Consider the following 16167-nt stretch of genomic DNA (forward strand, 5'->3'; position numbering starts at 1 on the left):
GTCCTGCGCGTACGGTCCCGGTCCCTGAGGTGCCTGTCCCTGGGGCGCCTGTCCCTGCGGCGGCTGTCCCTGGGGGGCCGGAGCAGCGGGAGCGTCCACCGGCACGGGGGGTGCGGACGGGGCGGGTGGTACCGCGGTGCCCTCGTTCTCGGTGCTCACAGCTTCTCTCCTCGATCCACGGCTGTTTCCTGGGTCGCACTCGGTCACGCTTTTTCACACCGGCGACGGTCCGGCGCGATACAGCTGTGCTTGTCCCTTTGTCTGCCGTCAGCTTTTCCCACTGGCCGTCAGAGCACCATAAGCGGTGGCTGTGGGTCCGGGGCCATTCTTTATATAGGTCATTACTGACGAAAAGGATGCAATTACAGTGCCTCCGTCCGGACCTCTGGATCCGTCGGGTCCGTCCGACCAGACGCGTACCCGCGCACGGTGGCACCATGACGCGGTGACCCACGCACGGCAGCATGTGATTCAAGTCGTCGCCCACCGCGGTGCCTCCGAGGACGCCCCGGAACACACCCTGGCCGCGTACACCAAGGCGATCGAGGACGGCGCGGACGCCCTCGAGTGCGATGTGCGTCTCACCGCCGACGGCCACCTGGTGTGCGTACACGACCGCCGGATCAACCGTACGTCCAACGGCCGCGGCGCGGTCTCCGCCCTGGAGCTCGCCGACCTCGCCGCCCTGGACTTCGGCTCCTGGAAGACGGGCGAGGCTTACAAGGGGCGCGACGAGGACCCCGACTGGGAGCACCGCCCGGAGGACCGCGAGGCGACGTCCGTCCTCACCCTCGAGCGACTGCTCGGACTCGTCGCCGACGCCGGACGCCGGGTGGAACTGGCCATCGAGACCAAACACCCCACGCGCTGGGCGGGGCAGGTCGAGGAGCGGTTGCTGGTCCTGCTGAAGCGGTTCGGCCTCGACGCCCCGGCCACCGCCGAGGAGTCCGAGGTGCGGGTCATGAGCTTCTCGGCCCGCTCGCTGCACCGCGTACGCGCCGCCTCGCCGACACTGCCGACGGTCCACCTGACGCAGTTCGTCTCGCCCCGGCTGCGCGACGGACGCCTCCCCCCGGGCGTGCGGATCGCGGGCCCGTCCATCCGGATCGTGCGCAACCACCCCCTCTACGTGGAGCGCCTGAAGCGGGCCGGCCACCAGGTGCACGTGTGGACCGTGAACGAGCCCCAGGACGTGGATCTCTGCGTCGGCCTCGGCGTCGACGCCATCATCACCAACCGCCCGCGCGCGGTGCTCGACCAACTCGGCCGCTGAAGGTACCGGGCCGACGCCGACCACATGAGTCCCACCGACCCCGACCACACGAGCCCCAGCAGACCCATGCACACCTCTTGACCTCACCCGCCGCCGGACGGGATCCTCGCGTCTCGGCCACACCGACGAAATCCAGCCATGTGATTACAGGGGGTGCTCCGGCGCGTTCGGTCCGTATTCGATCGTGGTGAATGCGTCACAGGACGTGGATTGGCCGGTTTCCGGTACAGGCCAATGGGGCATCCACACCGTGGCGTGGGGCGAAGGAGGTCTCGGGGGTGGCGTTGGTGGTGGCACAGGACGTGCCCGCGTCGTCGAGCATGGCCGTACCCCATGGCCCTGCGGGCGTGGGGGAAGCGAGACACCGGATGCGTGCGCAGTTGCGCAGAGGTGGCGTAGCGGAATCGGTCATCGACGACGCCGTACTGATCCTTTCCGAACTTTTGAGCAACGCGTGCAAACACGGCAGACCCCTGGGCGACGCGCTCTCCGGCGACGGTGACGTCCGTGCCGCGTGGCGCGTGGACCCGTCCGGCCGGCTCATCGTCGAGGTCACGGACGGCGGCGGCCCGACCCGGCCCGCCCCGGCGACCCCGTCGGTCACGGCGCACGGCGGCCGCGGGCTGAACATCATCGCCGCGCTGGCCGACGACTGGGGTATCCGGGACGACATCCGCGGCGAGGTCACCGTGTGGGTCGTCGTCCACTCCGACGTGTACGACCCGGACGCCGGCCACCGCCGCGACGACTTCGCGACACGCGTCACGGCCCCGGCGGTGTCCCAGATACCGGGGCTGGACTTCGCGGACGCCTTCGACGACATGGAATGAACCGGCGACGGCCCGCCCCCCTTCTCCACGGGATCGCTGTTGTCCACGGGACCCGTGTTGTCCACAGGCCCCCGTCGCCCGAGGTGCGAACGGCTAGGCTCGCGACCGTACGAGAAGAGCCGTAACCGGGAGACTCATCGATGGCCAAGAAGCGACCCCAGACGAAGGCCAAGCGCCCGCAGATCACGGACGGAGAGATCCCGGTCGTCAGCGCTCGTGAACCCTGCCCCTGCGGCAGCGGCCGACGGTACAAGGCCTGTCACGGCCGGGCCGCGGCCCACGCCGCGACCGAGCTGGTGCACCGCCCCTTCGAGGGCCTGCCCGGCGAGTGCGACTGGGTGGCCCTGCGCGAGCTGGTCCCGGCGGCCACGGTCGGGCTGACGCTCAAGGACGGCCTCCCCGAAGGCGTCCCGGCGGTCACGCTGGCCACGGTCCTGCCCATGGCCTGGCCCGCCCTGCGCCGCGACGACGGCTCGGTCATGCTCGGCCTCCAGAACGACACCTCGTCGGGCGACATCAGCCGCGACCTCGCCGACATCCTCCAGCGCGCCCTTGAAGCCGAGCCCGGCACACCGGTGCAGGGCCGCCGCGCCCCGGCCGACGGTCCGCGGCTCCAGGATCTGCTGGACCCTGAGGGCGCCTTCGAGCCAGAAGTGCACAGCGGCTTCGAGTTCTGGGTGCCGGACCCGGAGAACGCCACGCCGGAGGTCACCGCCTCCCTGGAGCGGGCCAACGCCGCGGCCATCCCGACCGTCAAGCTCCAGGGAGTGAACGCCGCCTACTGGTGCGAGACGCCCGAGAAGAACCATTTGCGATGGGTCATGCCCCACCCCGAGGAGCAGCTTCTGGACGCTCTCGCGCGGCTGCACGCCGCGGGCCGGTCGAGCCTGGGCGAGGGCACCCGTCTGGTGGGCTCCTTCCGCGCTCACGGGCTCACCGTGCCGGTCTGGGACCTGCCGAGCGGAGTCACGGCCGAGGATGTGGAGAAGCCGGCGGCGGAGTTCGCCGAGCGCCTCGCCGCCGCCCTGGCCACGGACGCGCCGCTCACGGCGGACGAGCGCCGCGCGCGGGGCGGCCTCACCAACCGGCAGGTCACGCTCAGCTGAGGGCTCGTCACAGGGTCCGGACCGGCCGCTCGACCGGGCGGCCGGGCCCTCGCACTCCGGAAAGGCGAAATTCCTTCACAACTCCCTGCCGGGACAAGCCAGTCGGTGACTGGAAAGGGCGAGATCGAATTTGCGAACCGCCGATCTCTTGTTACCGTTCCTGTAGCCCGGTTGCTGGTGCATCCCCCGTCGCCAGCAACCGGGTCTTTCTCTGCGCGCGACCGTTCACGGAACGCGCCGGCTCGTCAACTACCCGCTTGCATAGGCGAGTTGCTCCCCGAGCGCAGCAGCAGCGGCCCCTGGCCGGCCCGCCGGGCGAACTCCGCGACCGCCGTGTACGCCGCCAGGTCCCCGCGCGCGGGTTCGCGGGGCGTCTCACACGTCCCCGGCTCGTCCTCGGCAGCCACCGCGCAGGTGATGCGCACGGTCCGGGCACCGGGCCCCATCAGGCTCAGTACGGCGTCCAGCGCCCCGCCGGTCGCATTCCGGTAGTAGGTCCGCGCCCAGATGTCCGCGGCCTGCGTCACGACACAGGTCTGCGCTTCGATGCCGTCGGGGGAGGAGAGTTCGGGACCGCAGCGCGCGGCGGTCGACAGGCCCGGGCCTGGCGCGGGGAGGCCGGCCGCGGCGGAAGGCGCCTTGCCGTCCGCGGACGGTCGGGAGGGACGTACGCCGTCCTGTCCGGAACCGGACACGGAACCGCCGCGTACGCCGGCACCGTCCGCCGAACCCCCGGAATGTGTCGCGTCCCCCGCATCCGGGGACCCCACGGACGGCACCGCTAGCGGCAGTGCGAGCGCGCACGCCGCCACGGCGGCCGCGAGGGCGAGCAGTCGGACCTTTCGGGGGTCCCGGGGGCCGCCCCGGGAATGACGAGGCATGGCCCCGGAACATAACGCGCCGAGGCGGACTCCGGGCTCGGCGCGCCCTACAGCCCTACAATTCGGGCGCGCTCACACCCGTACGAGTGAGCGCCTCGACCACGGCGTCCACCACGGCCTCCACATCGGGCACCCACGGCGAGGCCGAGCCGGGCAGCGGCGCCCGCTCCCAGCGGATCTCGCCCTGGCCCGTCTCGGACGGCGGCAGCGCCAGGTAGCCGCCCTCACCATGGAAGCGGAGGGAGCCGGGCACGAAGTCCTTGGCGTAGAGCAGTTCGCCGAGCTGCTCCATGGAGTACGGCTTCACGAGGATCGCCCAGCGGGCGGGGGACGCGACGACCGGGCCGAGTCGGATGCCCATGCTGTCGAGCGCGTCGAGGGCGCGGGCCGCCGGCAGGGCGGGCAGGGAGACCGCGCAGGGCGCCTTGCCGCCGGTGGCCAGGACGATCGGTGCCGTGGGCCGGTTGCCCCACCACCAGCGCACCATGCGCCCGTCCGTGGTGGCCGCGAGCAGGCCGGGGTCGAAGGGGTGCGCGCCGGGAACCGTGCATTCGGGGTCCGGGCAGCCGCAGCGGTTCCGCCGCTCGGGGTCCGCCGCCACGCCCGGGAGTACGGGCCACTGCCATTCCGTCGCGTAGGTCAGGGCCGCGTCGATCAGCTCAGGCCTCCCGTCGCTGCGCTGGGACAGGAGCCTGCGTCGCCTTCCGAGGATCTCGCGCATGAGCGCTCGTTCCTTTCCGTTGCACGCCGGCAACACCGTGGTCCACATCACATCATGTGTCGATCACTTCACTGTGCGTACCTGTTGGCTCATCACACCCCTGCCGTGCGCAAGGGGAACCCCTATGGGTCGAGCATTGGCTGCCTCCGCGGCCGTCCCGCCCATACTGCGTCTGTCAAAAGCACGGGCGTGGCGTAGGGGTGGCGAAGTATGGCGTTTGCCGTCGCGCGTATTTCTCTCCGCCTCCGCCACGGGAGGATGGGGCACGGTCGTCGGTGGCTAAGACGCCCGGGTCCGTCACCAGGTTCCGGGTAGTTCGCAACCACCCCTGGCCTTCACCGAGTACGTACCCATCGCGACCGTTGTGACGCTCCGTCGAGCAAGCCCAGTCGACCGCAATAAGCCGTCCCTTGCGGCAGTTTTAAGACAACTTTGCATTTACGCAAGAGGAAGGAGACCTGTTCTCTCAAACCTCACGGACACCAGGAATCCCAGCAGGACAATGCTGGACATCTCCTCTCGAGTGCGTGTACATGTGGAGACACTGCTAGCGGCGCAGAATGACATGGGGGTTTGCGATGCTTTTGAGCAGTACGCGCTGGTCGGAAAGCCGGACGCCATGAACGCCCCGCACCCTCCGAAAGTGGCTGGAATCGATTCAACGGTTCCGGCACCCGCACACACTGTCGCGCCCGCCGCGGCGGGTGGTACCTCCTCGTCAGCCCCGGCGCACCCCCCGGCCCCACCGGGCGCGGTACTCCAGGACCGTCTCGCCGGCTGGGTCTCCGACCTCACCACCCTCCACGAGCTGACCGAACGCCTGACCCGCACGTCCGCGCTCGACGACGCGCTCCAGGAACTGCTGCGGGCCGGCGCCGCCTTGGTGGGGGCCCGCCGCGGCCTCGTCGTCCTGGAACCCGGCGACGGCCTGGGCCCGGACACCACCATCGGCCTGGGCCTGGCCCGCGCCGACCTCGGCCACATCGAGACCGTGCCGCGCAGCGCCCTGTCCTACGGCCGGTTCCTCGACGGACCGCCCGGCGGCGAGGACGGCATCGCCGAGCCCGACCTGTTCGCCGAGGAGGGGCTCGACCCCCGCCACCGCGAGGTCGCGGCCCGCCTCGGCTACGCCGCCAGCTACGCCCTCCCCCTGACCACCGAGTCCGCCGGCCGCCTCGGGGCCGTCGTGTGGCTCTACGACGAACCCGCCGAACCGAACGAGCGGCAGCACCACCTCGTCGGCCTGTACGCCCGGTACGCCGCCGAACACCTCGCCCGGCTCCTCGAACTGGAGCGCACGCGCGCGTCCATGGCGACCATGTCGGACGAGCTGCTGCCCGCGCGGCTGCCGCGGGTGGCCGGTGTCCAGCTCGCCGCCCGGCACCGCACCGGCCCGCGCGGCGGCGGCGACTGGTACGACGCTCTGCCGCTGCCCGATGCCGCCCTCGGCCTCGCCGTCGGGTCCGTCACCGGGGCGGGGCCCAGCGCGGTCGCCGCGATGGGGCGGCTGCGGGCGTCCCTGCGCGCGTACGCCGTGATGGAGGGGGAGGACCCGGTCGCCGTCCTGTCCGACCTGGAGCTGCTCATGCGGCTGACCGAGCCGGCCCGCTCGGCCACCGCCCTGTTCGGCTACTGCGAACCGGCCGCCCGCAAGATCACGCTGGCCGGTGCCGGGCACAGCCCGCCGCTGCTGCTCGGCCAGCGCCGCACCGAGTTCGTGGAGACGTCGGTCTCCGCCCCGCTGGGCATGCTCGCCTGCTGGGAGGCGCCGAGCGTGGAGATCCTCGCCGAGCCCGGAGAGACGGTACTGCTGTACACCGACGGGCTGCTGCACCGCACCGGCGAGACCACCGACCGCGCCTTCGCCCGGCTGCACGCGGCGGCGGCCGGGGCGCCCCGGGCGCTGCGGCGCGACCCCGGCGCCCTCGCCGACCACGTTCTGCGGAGCGTGCTGCCGGACGGGCTGGACGCTGCGGACGGTGCGGAGGATGTCGTCCTGCTGGCGGTTCGGTTCGAGTAACGCTCCTCGTCATCGCCCTGAGGCCGCTTCCGCGCCGCCGTACAGTGGAGGGCGGTCCAGCGCCGTATCGAGGAGGATGACCGCCGTGGCAGAAGAGCCTTCGGACACCCCGGAGACTGCCGAAGAAGAGCCGATCAAGCAGCGGAAGAACGGACTGTACCCCGGCGTGTCCGACGAGCTTGCCGAGAACATGAAGAGCGGCTGGGCGGACACCGAGCTGCGTGACCTCCGGCCCGTCTCCCAAGCCGCCGAGACCGCCGCCCGCCGGGCCGCGCTGTCCGCGCGCTTCCCGGGCGAGCGGCTGGTGATCCCCGCGGGCAACCTGAAGACCCGCTCGAACGACACCGAGTACGCCTTCCGCGCCTCCGTCGAGTACGCCTACCTCACCGGCAACCAGACCGAGGACGGCGTCCTGGTCCTGGAGCCCAAGGGCGAGGGCCACGAGGCGACGATCTACCTCCTGCCGCGTTCGAACCGGGAGAACGGCGAGTTCTGGCTGGACGGCCAGGGCGAGCTGTGGGTCGGCCGCCGCCACTCCCTCACCGAGGCGGAGAAGCTGTACGGCATCCCCGCCTCCGACGTGCGCGAGCTGGCCGGGGCGCTGCGCGAGGCCACCGGCCCGGTGCGGGTCGTGCGCGGCTACGACGCCGGCGTCGAGGCCGCGCTGACCGACAAGATCACCGCCGAGCGCGACGAGGAGCTGCGGGTCTTCCTCTCCGAGGCGCGGCTGGTCAAGGACGAGTTCGAGATCGGCGAGCTCCAGAAGGCCGTCGACTCGACGGTGCGCGGCTTCGAGGACGTGGTGAAGGTCCTCGACAAGGTCGAGGCGACCTCCGAGCGGTACATCGAGGGCACGTTCTTCCTCCGCGCGCGCGTGGAGGGCAACGACGTCGGCTACGGCACGATCGCCGCGGCCGGACCGCACGCCTGCACGCTGCACTGGGTGCGGAACGACGGGCCCGTGCGGCCGGGCGATCTGCTGCTGCTCGACGCGGGTGTGGAGACGCACACGTACTACACCGCCGACGTCACGCGCACCCTGCCGATCAACGGCCGGTTCAGCGAGATCCAGCGGAAGATCTACGACGCCGTGTACGAGGCCCAGGAGGCCGGGATCGCCGCGGTGCAGCCCGGGGCGAAGTACCGGGACTTCCACGACGCCGCGCAGCGTGTGCTGGCCGAGAAGCTGGTCGAGTGGGGGCTGGTCGAGGGGCCGGTGGAGCGGGTGCTGGAGCTTGGGCTTCAGCGGCGGTGGACGTTGCACGGGACCGGGCACATGCTCGGGATGGACGTGCACGACTGCGCTGCCGCGCGGACCGAGACGTATGTCGACGGTGTGCTGGAGCCGGGGATGTGCCTGACCGTCGAGCCGGGGCTGTACTTCCAGGCCGACGATCTGACGGTGCCGGAGGAGTACCGGGGTATCGGTGTGCGGATCGAGGACGACATCCTCGTGACGGAGGACGGCAACAGGAATCTGAGTGCGGCGTTGCCTCGTCGGGCGGACGAGGTTGAGGCGTGGATGGCCTGCGTCAAGGGCTGAGCTTCGGTACCCCGCTCCGTCGCCGCGCCCGCCTCAGGGCGAGGGAGCGGGGGCGCCGCTCGGCGGTGTGCCGCCGCCGCTGCCCGCGCCCGTGTTCTCCGCATCCGGGTCGATGCCCAGGGTGAGGAATCCCTTGTAGCCCCTGGACGCGTCCTTCTTGTGCGCCGGTTCGAGCGTGAGCAGGCCGCCGGCCGCGCCGCTGCCGTCGTAGACCATGTCGTCGTCGAGCTTGGTGTAGCTGCCGCTGTGCTTGCTGTACGGCTCCAGGGCGAAGACCGACCCGGCGACCTCGTCGGGGAAGAACAGCTGGCCGGTGAAGTTGACCTTGCCGCCCTCGTAGGTGCCGTCCTCCTTCTCGCCGCCGGTGTGGACCTTGAGGTGGATGTGGCAGGTGCGCGGGGTGTACCAGCCCGGGATGATCGTCTCGAACTTGACGACTCCGTTGGCGTTGGCGATCTGGTAGCCGCGCAGGTACGTGTGGTCGTCGGCGGTGGAGTCGTCCTCGCTCTCGGCGGGGGCCGAGCCGCCGGGGTTGGCGGTGGTGTAGCCGGAGTAGTAGCCCCAGGCGTCGCAGTGCCAGATCTCCACGGCCGCGCCGGGGACCGGGGTGCAGCCGTCGGTGGCGTCGACGACGGTGAGGCGGAGGGTGAGCGGGACGCCGCTCTTGCCCTCGGTGATGTCCTTGCGGACGAGCGCGCCGTCCAGGTAGTACGGCCCCTCGGTGACGCTCGACATCAACTGCATGCAGGTGCCGGTGCTCGTGGAGGACGTGGCCGTGGCCGTCGTCGTGGTCGTCGTGTCCGCGAAGGCCGACCGGTAGCCGACTGCGGCCAGGCCGCCCGCGACGACCGTGCCGCCCGTGACCGCGAGGGCGCGGCGGCGGGTGATGGAGGTGTTCCTGTGGTTTCCCGTCATGAACGGGGAACTTAGGGAGGCCACCCGTCAGCTGCGTGAGGCCCGGCTGGGAGCCGGCTGTGAATCGACCGGCACCATCCGGACAGCGTCAAAAAACCGCAGGTCAACGGTAGTTGGCGTGTGAGATCATGGCCGACCTTGCCGGTCCGACTCGGGGAACAGGCGCGATCACCATGAAGAACGTCCAGACGGCGCTGACCATGCAGGACGCCATCCTCACCCTGCAGAAGTACTGGAGCGACAACGGCTGCATGATCACGCAGCCGTTGAACACCGAGGTCGGAGCGGGCACGGCCAACCCGGCCACGGCGCTGCGGGTGCTCGGTCCCGAGCCGTGGAGCGTCGCCTACGTCGAGCCGAGTGTGCGGCCGGACGACTCCCGCTACGGCGAGAACCCCAACCGGCTCCAGACCCACACCCAGTTCCAGGTCATCCTCAAGCCCGACCCGGGCAACCCGCAGGAGCTGTACCTGGGCAGCCTGGAGGCGCTCGGTGTCGACCTGGGCGCGCACGACGTGCGGTTCGTCGAGGACAACTGGGCCTCGCCCGCGCTCGGCGCCTGGGGGCTGGGCTGGGAGGTCTGGCTGGACGGCATGGAGATCACCCAGTTCACCTACTTCCAGCAGGTCGGCGGTGTCGCCCTGGACCCGGTGTCGGTGGAGATCACGTACGGCCTGGAACGCATCCTGATGAACCTTCAGGGCGTGGCCCACTTCAAGGACATCGTCTACGCGCCGGGCATCACGTACGGCGAGGTGTTCGGGCAGAACGAGTACGAGATGAGCCGCTACTACCTCGACGACGCCGACCTCGACACCAACCACCGGCTCTTCGAGGCGTACGCGGCCGAGGCCCGGCGCCTGCTCGACCTGGAGCTGCCGGTCCCGGCGTACACGTACGTGCTCAAGTGCAGCCACACCTTCAACGTGCTCGACGCGCGCGGCGCGATCAGCACCACCGAGCGGGCCAAGGCGTTCGCGCTGATGCGCGGCCTGACCCACGAGTCGGCCAAGCTGTGGGAGCGGCGGCGGGCCGCGCTGGAGCATCCGCTCGGGGTGGCGGCCGCCCCGGCCCCGGCCCAGCGGGCCGCGCTGCCCAAGGTGCCCGGCGTCGAGACGCTGCTGTTCGAGATCGGCGTGGAGGAACTGCCGTACGCCGACGTCCCCGCCACCACCGAGGCGGTGCGCGAGTCGGTCACCGCCAAGCTGGCCGCGACCCGGCTGGGGCACGGCGCGATCACCGTGATGGCCACGCCGCGGCGCATCGTGATCACGGTCGACGGCGTGCAGCCGCGTGAGCGGGACACCATGCGGACGGTGCGCGGCCCCAAGGTCGCCGCCGCCTTCAAGGACGGCGCTCCGACGCCTGCCCTGCTGGGCTTCGCCCGCAGTCAGGGGGCCGAGCCGACGGACGTGCGGATCGTCAACGTCAAGGGTGTCGAGTACGTGGCCGTCACCCGGCACGAGGAGGGCCGTCCGGCCGTCGAGGTGCTCAGCGATCTGCTGGCCGAGGTCGTGTCGGGGCTGCGGGCCGGCCGCAACATGCGGTGGAGCGACCCGGGTCTGTCGTTCTCACGGCCCGTGCGCTGGCTGCTCGCGCTGCTGGGCCGTACTCCCCTGCCCGTGGTGGTCTCCTCGCTCGCCGCGGGCGACACGACGCGGGTGCAGCGTCAGGCTCCCTACCCGGTCGTCCGCGTGACCTCGGCCGAGGGCTACCCGCACTTCCTGCACATGCACGGCATCCTGCTCGACCGGGACGCCCGGCGCGGCGCGGTGGTCCGCGGTGTCCTGGAGGCGGCGGCCGAGGTGGGCGGCCGGATCGACGTGGAGGGCCAGGCCGATCTGATCGACGAGATCACCGACATCCTGGAGTTCCCGTACGCCGTGCGGGGGTCGTTCGACGAGCGCTATCTGGAACTGCCCGCGAGCGTCCTGACCACCGTTATGCGCAAGCACCAGCGCTATCTGCCGGTGCTGGACGGCGAGCGGCTGATGCCGCACTTCGTCACCTTCGCCAACGCCCTGTGCGACGACGACGTGGTGCGGGCGGGCAACGAGGCGGTGCTGCGGGCCCGTTACGAGGACGCCGCGTTCTTCTGGCGTGCGGATCTGAAGGTGCCGCCGGCGGAGTTCCGGCGCCGGCTGGACAAGCTGACCTTCGAGGACCGGCTCGGTACGGTCGCCGCCCGCGCCGACCGCATCGCCTCCCTCGCCCTCGACCTGGCCGGACGCGCCGGGCTCACCGAGGAGGCCGTGGACGTCGTCCGGCGCGCCGGTGCGCTGGCGAAGTTCGACCTGGCGTCGCAGATGGTGATCGAGTTCTCCGGCCTGGCCGGGGTGATGGCCGAGGAGTACGCCCGCCGGGCCGGCGAGTCCGCCGAGGTCGCCCGGGCGCTGGCGGAGATGGAGCTGCCGCGCTCCGCCGGCGGTGCCCTGCCGGCCGGGGACGCGGGGGCCGTGCTGTCGCTCGCCGACCGGTTCGACCTGGTGACGGGCATGTTCGTGATCGGGGCCGCGCCGACCGGGAGTTCCGATCCGTACGGGGTGCGCCGGGCCGCGATCGGGCTGCTCAACGTGCTGCGGAGTCTGCCTGCCGTGGCCGGGGTGCGGGTGAGTGAAGGGTTGCGCGCGGCCGCCGTGCGGTATGCCGCACAGGGGGTCGAGGTGCCCGCCGAGCGGGTCGCCGAGGCCGCCGAGCTGATCACCCGGCGCTACGAGCAGCAGCTCACGGACGCCGGGCACGAGCATCGGCTCGTTCAGGCCGTCCTGGTGTGGGCCGACCGGCCCTCCCACGGTGACCGCACCCTGGCCACGCTGGAGCGGCACATCGGCACGGAGGCGTTGGAAGCGCTCGCTGCCGCGTTCCAGCGGGTCATGCGCATCCTTCCCGAGGGCGGCGTGGAGGCGGCGGATCCGTCCCTGCTGACCGCGCCCGCCGAGCTGCGTCTCGCCGAGAGCGCCGACGCCGTACGCCAGGCCCTCCACGGCCGCGAGGAGGACCTCGGCGCGCTGATCGAGGTCTCCGCCCCGCTGGTGGACGCGATCAGCGCCTTCTTCGACGAGGTGCTGGTGATGGACCCCGACCCGGCGGTCCGCGCGGCCCGGCTGGCGCTGCTCAGTCAGGTGGCGGGGCTGGCGCGTACGACGCTGGACTGGGGCGCGCTATAGGACGTCGAAAGCGCGGACGTTCAGGGGGCGGACGTTTCACGTGAAACACCACCCCCGAGCCGATCGGGCATCGGCAGAGGTCAGACCGCCATCAGCGGCGCTGCGTCCTCGCGCCACTTGAGGACCTTGTCGAAGCTCACCACAGCCCCGCCCCGTCCGGGCTTGTTGCCGATGTGGACATGGTCGGCGAGCTGCTCGATGAGACACAGCCCTCTGCCGTTCTCCGCGTCGGAGTGCGCGGGCCGGATCGGCGGGCGGGACCGGCCGGCGGAAGCCGCGGGGAACCCCGGGCCCGCGTCGGCGACCTCGATCCGGCACTTCTCGCCGTCGAGGTACGCCGTGACCCGGTACGCCTCCGAACCGGGACCGCCGCACGCGGTGTCCCCGCCGTGCTCCACGGCGTTCGCGCAGGCCTCACTGAGGGCGACGGAAAGGTCGTAGGAGATATCGGGATCGACGCCCGCGGTCTCCATCGTGCCGATCAGAAGGCGCCTGGCGAGCGGCACGCTCGCAGCTTCGCGCCGCAGATGGAGTGACCACCAGATGCTCATGCTCCAGCCTCCTGGCCGCGGCTCGACATACCGTTACGTATTGCCCTGAGTCCCCGCATGTAAGCGTGAAGTTGACGTGATGCCGCCCATACGGCGGATGCGCCCCTAGCCCTGATCGGTGTATGTGGGGGTGCGAGCGGGGCCAGAGAGTGACGTTCCGGTCGTACGGCATCTTGCGGACCTGCCGCACGAGGCCTGGGTGGCCAGTGCGATGATGAGCCCGCCATGACTGCCCCCCACGCGTGCGCGACGCGCTCCGGACTCACGCTCCGGATCCTGCGGGCCGCGGTGTTCGCCGCGGTCTGTGTCGTGCTGGCCGGGGCAGGTCACGCGCTCGCCTCGTGCGACGGCATTCCGCTGTGGACGCTGGGCGCCGGATTCCTCGGGGTGGTCGCGGTGGCGGCACCGTTCGCCGGGCGCGTGCGCTCGCTGCCGGGGATCACGGCGCTGCTCGCCGCCGGTCAGACGGTGTTGCACACACTGTTCGGACTCGGTCAGCACGGCACGGCCGCCGCGACGTCCTCGGTGCCGGCGGGCGCGAGCGACGCCGCGCTGATCCAGCAGGCCGCGCGGCTCGTGTGCGGCACGACAGCGGCGGCGATCAGCCCGGCACAGGCGCACAAGATCCTCACCGACGCCCGGATTCAACCGCCCACGGGGGCGCACACGCATCTCCCGGCGGACGCCGGGGCGTCGGCCTCGCTGTGGCCGTCCCTGCCGATGCTGCTCGGTCACGTGCTCGCGGCGATCGCCGCCGGCTGGCTGCTGCGCCACGGCGACCTGGCTCTGCTGCGGCTGACCGAACTGTCGGCGCAGGGGGTCGCGGAAGGGGCGCTCGTGCGTTCCCTGCGGGCCGCGCTCGCGCTGGTTCGCGCCCTGCGCGCCGGGCTGCCGGGAGCGCCGGAGGCATGTCGGCGCCCCGTGCACGCCGTGCGGCCCGCGCCTGCGATGCCGCGCACGACCGCACTCCAGCACACGGTGATCCGGCGTGGCCCGCCGACCGCCACGGTTCGCGCATCCGCACTCGCCCTCGCCGCCTGACGCGACGCGACCACCACTCCGCCTTTTCGTACGATCCGGATGATTCGGACGACTCGGAGGAGGGTCGCCGTCGCGCGGCACGCGCGCGTGCGCGTATTCCTCTTCCCCATTCCGACCCGACTCACAGCGGAGTGCTCCTTCCATGAAGGCTTCCCGTATCGCCGCGGCCGGTGCCGCCGCCGGTGTCACCGTTCTCGCCCTGTCCGCCCCCGCCTTCGCGCACGTCACCGTGCAGCCCGAGGGCGCCGCCGCCAAGGGCGGTTACGCGGTCGTCGACTTCAAGGTCCCCAACGAGCGGGACGACGCCTCGACCACCAAGCTGGAGGTAACCTTCCCCACCGACCACCCGCTGGCCTCGGTGATGCCGGAGCCGATGCCCGGCTGGAAGATCGACGTCACCAAGTCCAAGCTGGACAAGCCGCTGGAGATGCACGGCGAGAAGATCTCCGAGGCCGTCACCAAGGTCACCTGGACCGCCGACGGCAAGGGCATCGAGCCCGGCTACTTCGAGAAGTTCCCGGTCTCGATCGGTCAACTGCCCGAGGACACCGACCAGCTGGTCTTCAAGGCCCTCCAGACGTACTCCAACAAGGAGGTCGTCCGCTGGATCGAGGTGCCTCAGGAGGGCCAGGAGGAGCCCGACAACCCGGCCCCGGTGCTGGAGCTGTCCGCCGCCTCCGAGGACGGGCACCACGCCTCCTCGGGCGACGGCGCCTCCGACGCCAAGCCGGCCGAGAAGGCCTCCGCCGACACCGCCGCCGACAGCGCCTCCTCCGACAGCACCGACACCACCGCCCGCGTCCTGGGCGTCGTCGGCATCGTGGTCGGCGCGGCGGGCGTCGCCTACGGCGTGCTGGCCGGGCGTCGGCGCACCAACGCCTGAGGCCGCTTCCGCTGCACGGCGCGCGCCGGGTTCCCGCCCTCGGGCGGGGAACCCGGTGCGCGCCGGATCACCGACATCTGGGACATTTTTCTATGCGCACCAAGACCTTCGCCGCGGCCGCTCTGCTCGCCGCGGCCTCCCTGACTCTCACCGCCTGCGGCAGCGGCAACGACAGCGACAAGCCTGTCGCCGTCGTGTCGGAGCAGGCCGGTACCGAGAAGGCCGCCACCGTCCTCGACAAGCCGTTCGAGAAGCCGGACCTGGTCCTCACCGACACGCAGGGCAAGAAGTACGACCTCCGCAAGGAGACCGAGGGCAAGCCCACGCTGATCTACTTCGGCTACACCCACTGCCCCGACGTGTGCCCGTCGACGATGAGCAACATCGCCGTGGCCAAGAAGCAGCTGCCCAAGGCCGAGCAGGACGAACTGCGCGTCGTGTTCGTCACCACCGACCCGGACCGCGACAAGCCCGCCGAGCTCGGCAAGTGGCTCAAGGGAATCGACCCGCAGTTCATCGGCCTCACCGGCGACTTCCCGACCATCCAGGCCGGCGCGCGCACCCTCGGCATCTCCATCGATCCGCCGCGCAAGGACAAGAACGGCAAGATCATCTCCGAGCACGGCACCCAGGTCATCGCCTTCTCCCCGAAGACCGACGGCGGCTACGTGCTCTACGGCGAGGACGCCACCGTCGACGACTACACCAAGGACCTCCCCAAGATCGCCAAGGGGGAGAACCCGTGAGGCGGCGACTCGGCCCGGCGGCCCTCGTCATAGCCGGAGCACTGGCCCTGGCGGGCTGCGGCGGCTCGGACTCGGAATCCGGGGACTCCGGTTCCGGGAGCGGCAAGGCGGAACTCTCCGTGGGCTCCGCGTACATGCCTCAGCCCGTCTCCGACGAGATGGCGGCCGGCTTCTTCACCATCACCAACAAGGGCGGTTCCGCCGACGAACTGACCTCGGTCACCAGCGACGTCGCCGGGCAGGTCACCGTGCACGAGACCGTCGGTTCAGCCATGCAGGAGGTCAAGGGCCTGAAGGTCCCCGCCCACGGCGAACTCGTGCTGAAGAGCGGCGGCAACCACCTGATGTTCGAGCAGCTGAAGCGCCAGCCGAAGGAAGGTCAGACGGTCTCCGTCGAGCTCCACTTCGCCCACTCCGGCCCGGTCGAGGTCGAGATGCCGGTGAAGGCGGCGACCTACCGCCCGAAGACCGGACACTGAGGGAGGGACCA

The 16167-nt window shown here is 71.3% G+C and carries 14 protein-coding genes; 10 read left to right on the top strand and 4 right to left on the bottom strand.

Annotated elements, in window-relative coordinates:
• The first annotated feature begins 445 nt into the window (after nt 1-445).
• From AOQ53_RS02810 to AOQ53_RS02820, 3 genes are all read left to right on the top strand, one after another.
• Entirely contained in the window at nt 446-1273 is an 828-nt protein-coding gene (locus AOQ53_RS02810) for a glycerophosphodiester phosphodiesterase (RefSeq protein ID WP_059414664.1), read from the top strand.
• Nucleotides 1274-1464: 191 nt separating this feature from the next.
• Nucleotides 1465-2103: an ATP-binding protein gene (locus tag AOQ53_RS02815; RefSeq protein ID WP_059414667.1), complete on the top strand. Its 639-nt coding sequence runs from the start codon at nt 1465-1467 to the stop codon at nt 2101-2103.
• Nucleotides 2104-2243: 140 nt separating this feature from the next.
• Complete coding sequence (locus AOQ53_RS02820; protein WP_059414669.1) at nt 2244-3209, top strand: DUF5926 family protein; 966 nt, start codon at nt 2244-2246, stop codon at nt 3207-3209.
• A gap of 245 nt (nt 3210-3454) precedes the next feature.
• Here the strand turns inward: AOQ53_RS02820 and AOQ53_RS02825 are convergent, their stop codons facing one another.
• Together AOQ53_RS02825 and AOQ53_RS02830 are read right to left on the bottom strand one after the other, a co-directional pair.
• On the bottom strand, nt 3455-4090 hold the full coding sequence (locus AOQ53_RS02825) for a hypothetical protein (protein ID WP_059414670.1): 636 nt from the start codon (nt 4088-4090) through the stop codon (nt 3455-3457).
• 55 nt (nt 4091-4145) lie between these two features.
• A complete protein-coding gene (locus AOQ53_RS02830) occupies nt 4146-4811 on the bottom strand; it encodes a bifunctional DNA primase/polymerase (protein WP_059414672.1) in 666 nt (221 codons plus the stop codon).
• 502 nt (nt 4812-5313) lie between these two features.
• On the opposite strand from AOQ53_RS02830, the gene AOQ53_RS02835 reads away from it, so the two are divergent.
• Both AOQ53_RS02835 and AOQ53_RS02840 read left to right on the top strand, forming a co-directional pair.
• A complete protein-coding gene (locus AOQ53_RS02835) occupies nt 5314-6831 on the top strand; it encodes a PP2C family protein-serine/threonine phosphatase (RefSeq protein ID WP_078945113.1) in 1518 nt (505 codons plus the stop codon).
• Nucleotides 6832-6907: 76 nt separating this feature from the next.
• Entirely contained in the window at nt 6908-8374 is a 1467-nt protein-coding gene (locus AOQ53_RS02840; RefSeq protein ID WP_059414675.1) for an aminopeptidase P family protein, read from the top strand.
• Nucleotides 8375-8407: 33 nt separating this feature from the next.
• Here AOQ53_RS02840 and AOQ53_RS02845 read toward each other — a convergent pair whose 3' ends face one another.
• The gene (locus tag AOQ53_RS02845) at nt 8408-9289 is read right to left on the bottom strand and encodes an intradiol ring-cleavage dioxygenase (RefSeq protein WP_059414677.1); all 882 of its coding nucleotides are present in this window, start codon (nt 9287-9289) and stop codon (nt 8408-8410) included.
• Between the two features lie 173 nt (nt 9290-9462).
• Here AOQ53_RS02845 and AOQ53_RS02850 point away from each other — a divergent pair, with 173 nt between their 5' ends.
• On the top strand, nt 9463-12456 hold the full coding sequence (locus AOQ53_RS02850) for a glycine--tRNA ligase (RefSeq protein ID WP_059414679.1): 2994 nt from the start codon (nt 9463-9465) through the stop codon (nt 12454-12456).
• A gap of 80 nt (nt 12457-12536) precedes the next feature.
• Here the strand turns inward: AOQ53_RS02850 and AOQ53_RS02855 are convergent, their stop codons facing one another.
• On the bottom strand, nt 12537-13007 hold the full coding sequence (locus tag AOQ53_RS02855) for an ATP-binding protein (protein WP_059414681.1): 471 nt from the start codon (nt 13005-13007) through the stop codon (nt 12537-12539).
• Between the two features lie 225 nt (nt 13008-13232).
• On the opposite strand from AOQ53_RS02855, the gene AOQ53_RS02860 reads away from it, so the two are divergent.
• From AOQ53_RS02860 to AOQ53_RS02875, 4 genes are all read left to right on the top strand, one after another.
• Entirely contained in the window at nt 13233-14048 is an 816-nt protein-coding gene (locus tag AOQ53_RS02860) for a hypothetical protein (RefSeq protein ID WP_059414683.1), read from the top strand.
• Nucleotides 14049-14190: 142 nt separating this feature from the next.
• Nucleotides 14191-14931 carry a YcnI family copper-binding membrane protein gene (locus AOQ53_RS02865; RefSeq protein ID WP_059414685.1) on the top strand — a complete coding sequence of 247 codons (741 nt, stop codon included), beginning with the start codon at nt 14191-14193 and terminating at the stop codon, nt 14929-14931.
• Between the two features lie 92 nt (nt 14932-15023).
• Nucleotides 15024-15677 (top strand): SCO family protein, encoded by a 654-nt coding sequence (locus tag AOQ53_RS02870; RefSeq protein WP_059414687.1) that lies wholly within the window; start codon nt 15024-15026, stop codon nt 15675-15677.
• A complete protein-coding gene (locus tag AOQ53_RS02875; protein ID WP_059414688.1) occupies nt 15674-16156 on the top strand; it encodes a copper chaperone PCu(A)C in 483 nt (160 codons plus the stop codon). Before AOQ53_RS02870 ends, AOQ53_RS02875 begins: the two co-directional genes overlap by 4 nt.
• Nucleotides 16157-16167: the final 11 nt, after the last annotated feature.

Source organism: Streptomyces azureus (genome assembly GCF_001270025.1).
GTDB classification, from domain to species: Bacteria; Actinomycetota; Actinomycetes; order Streptomycetales; family Streptomycetaceae; genus Streptomyces; species Streptomyces azureus.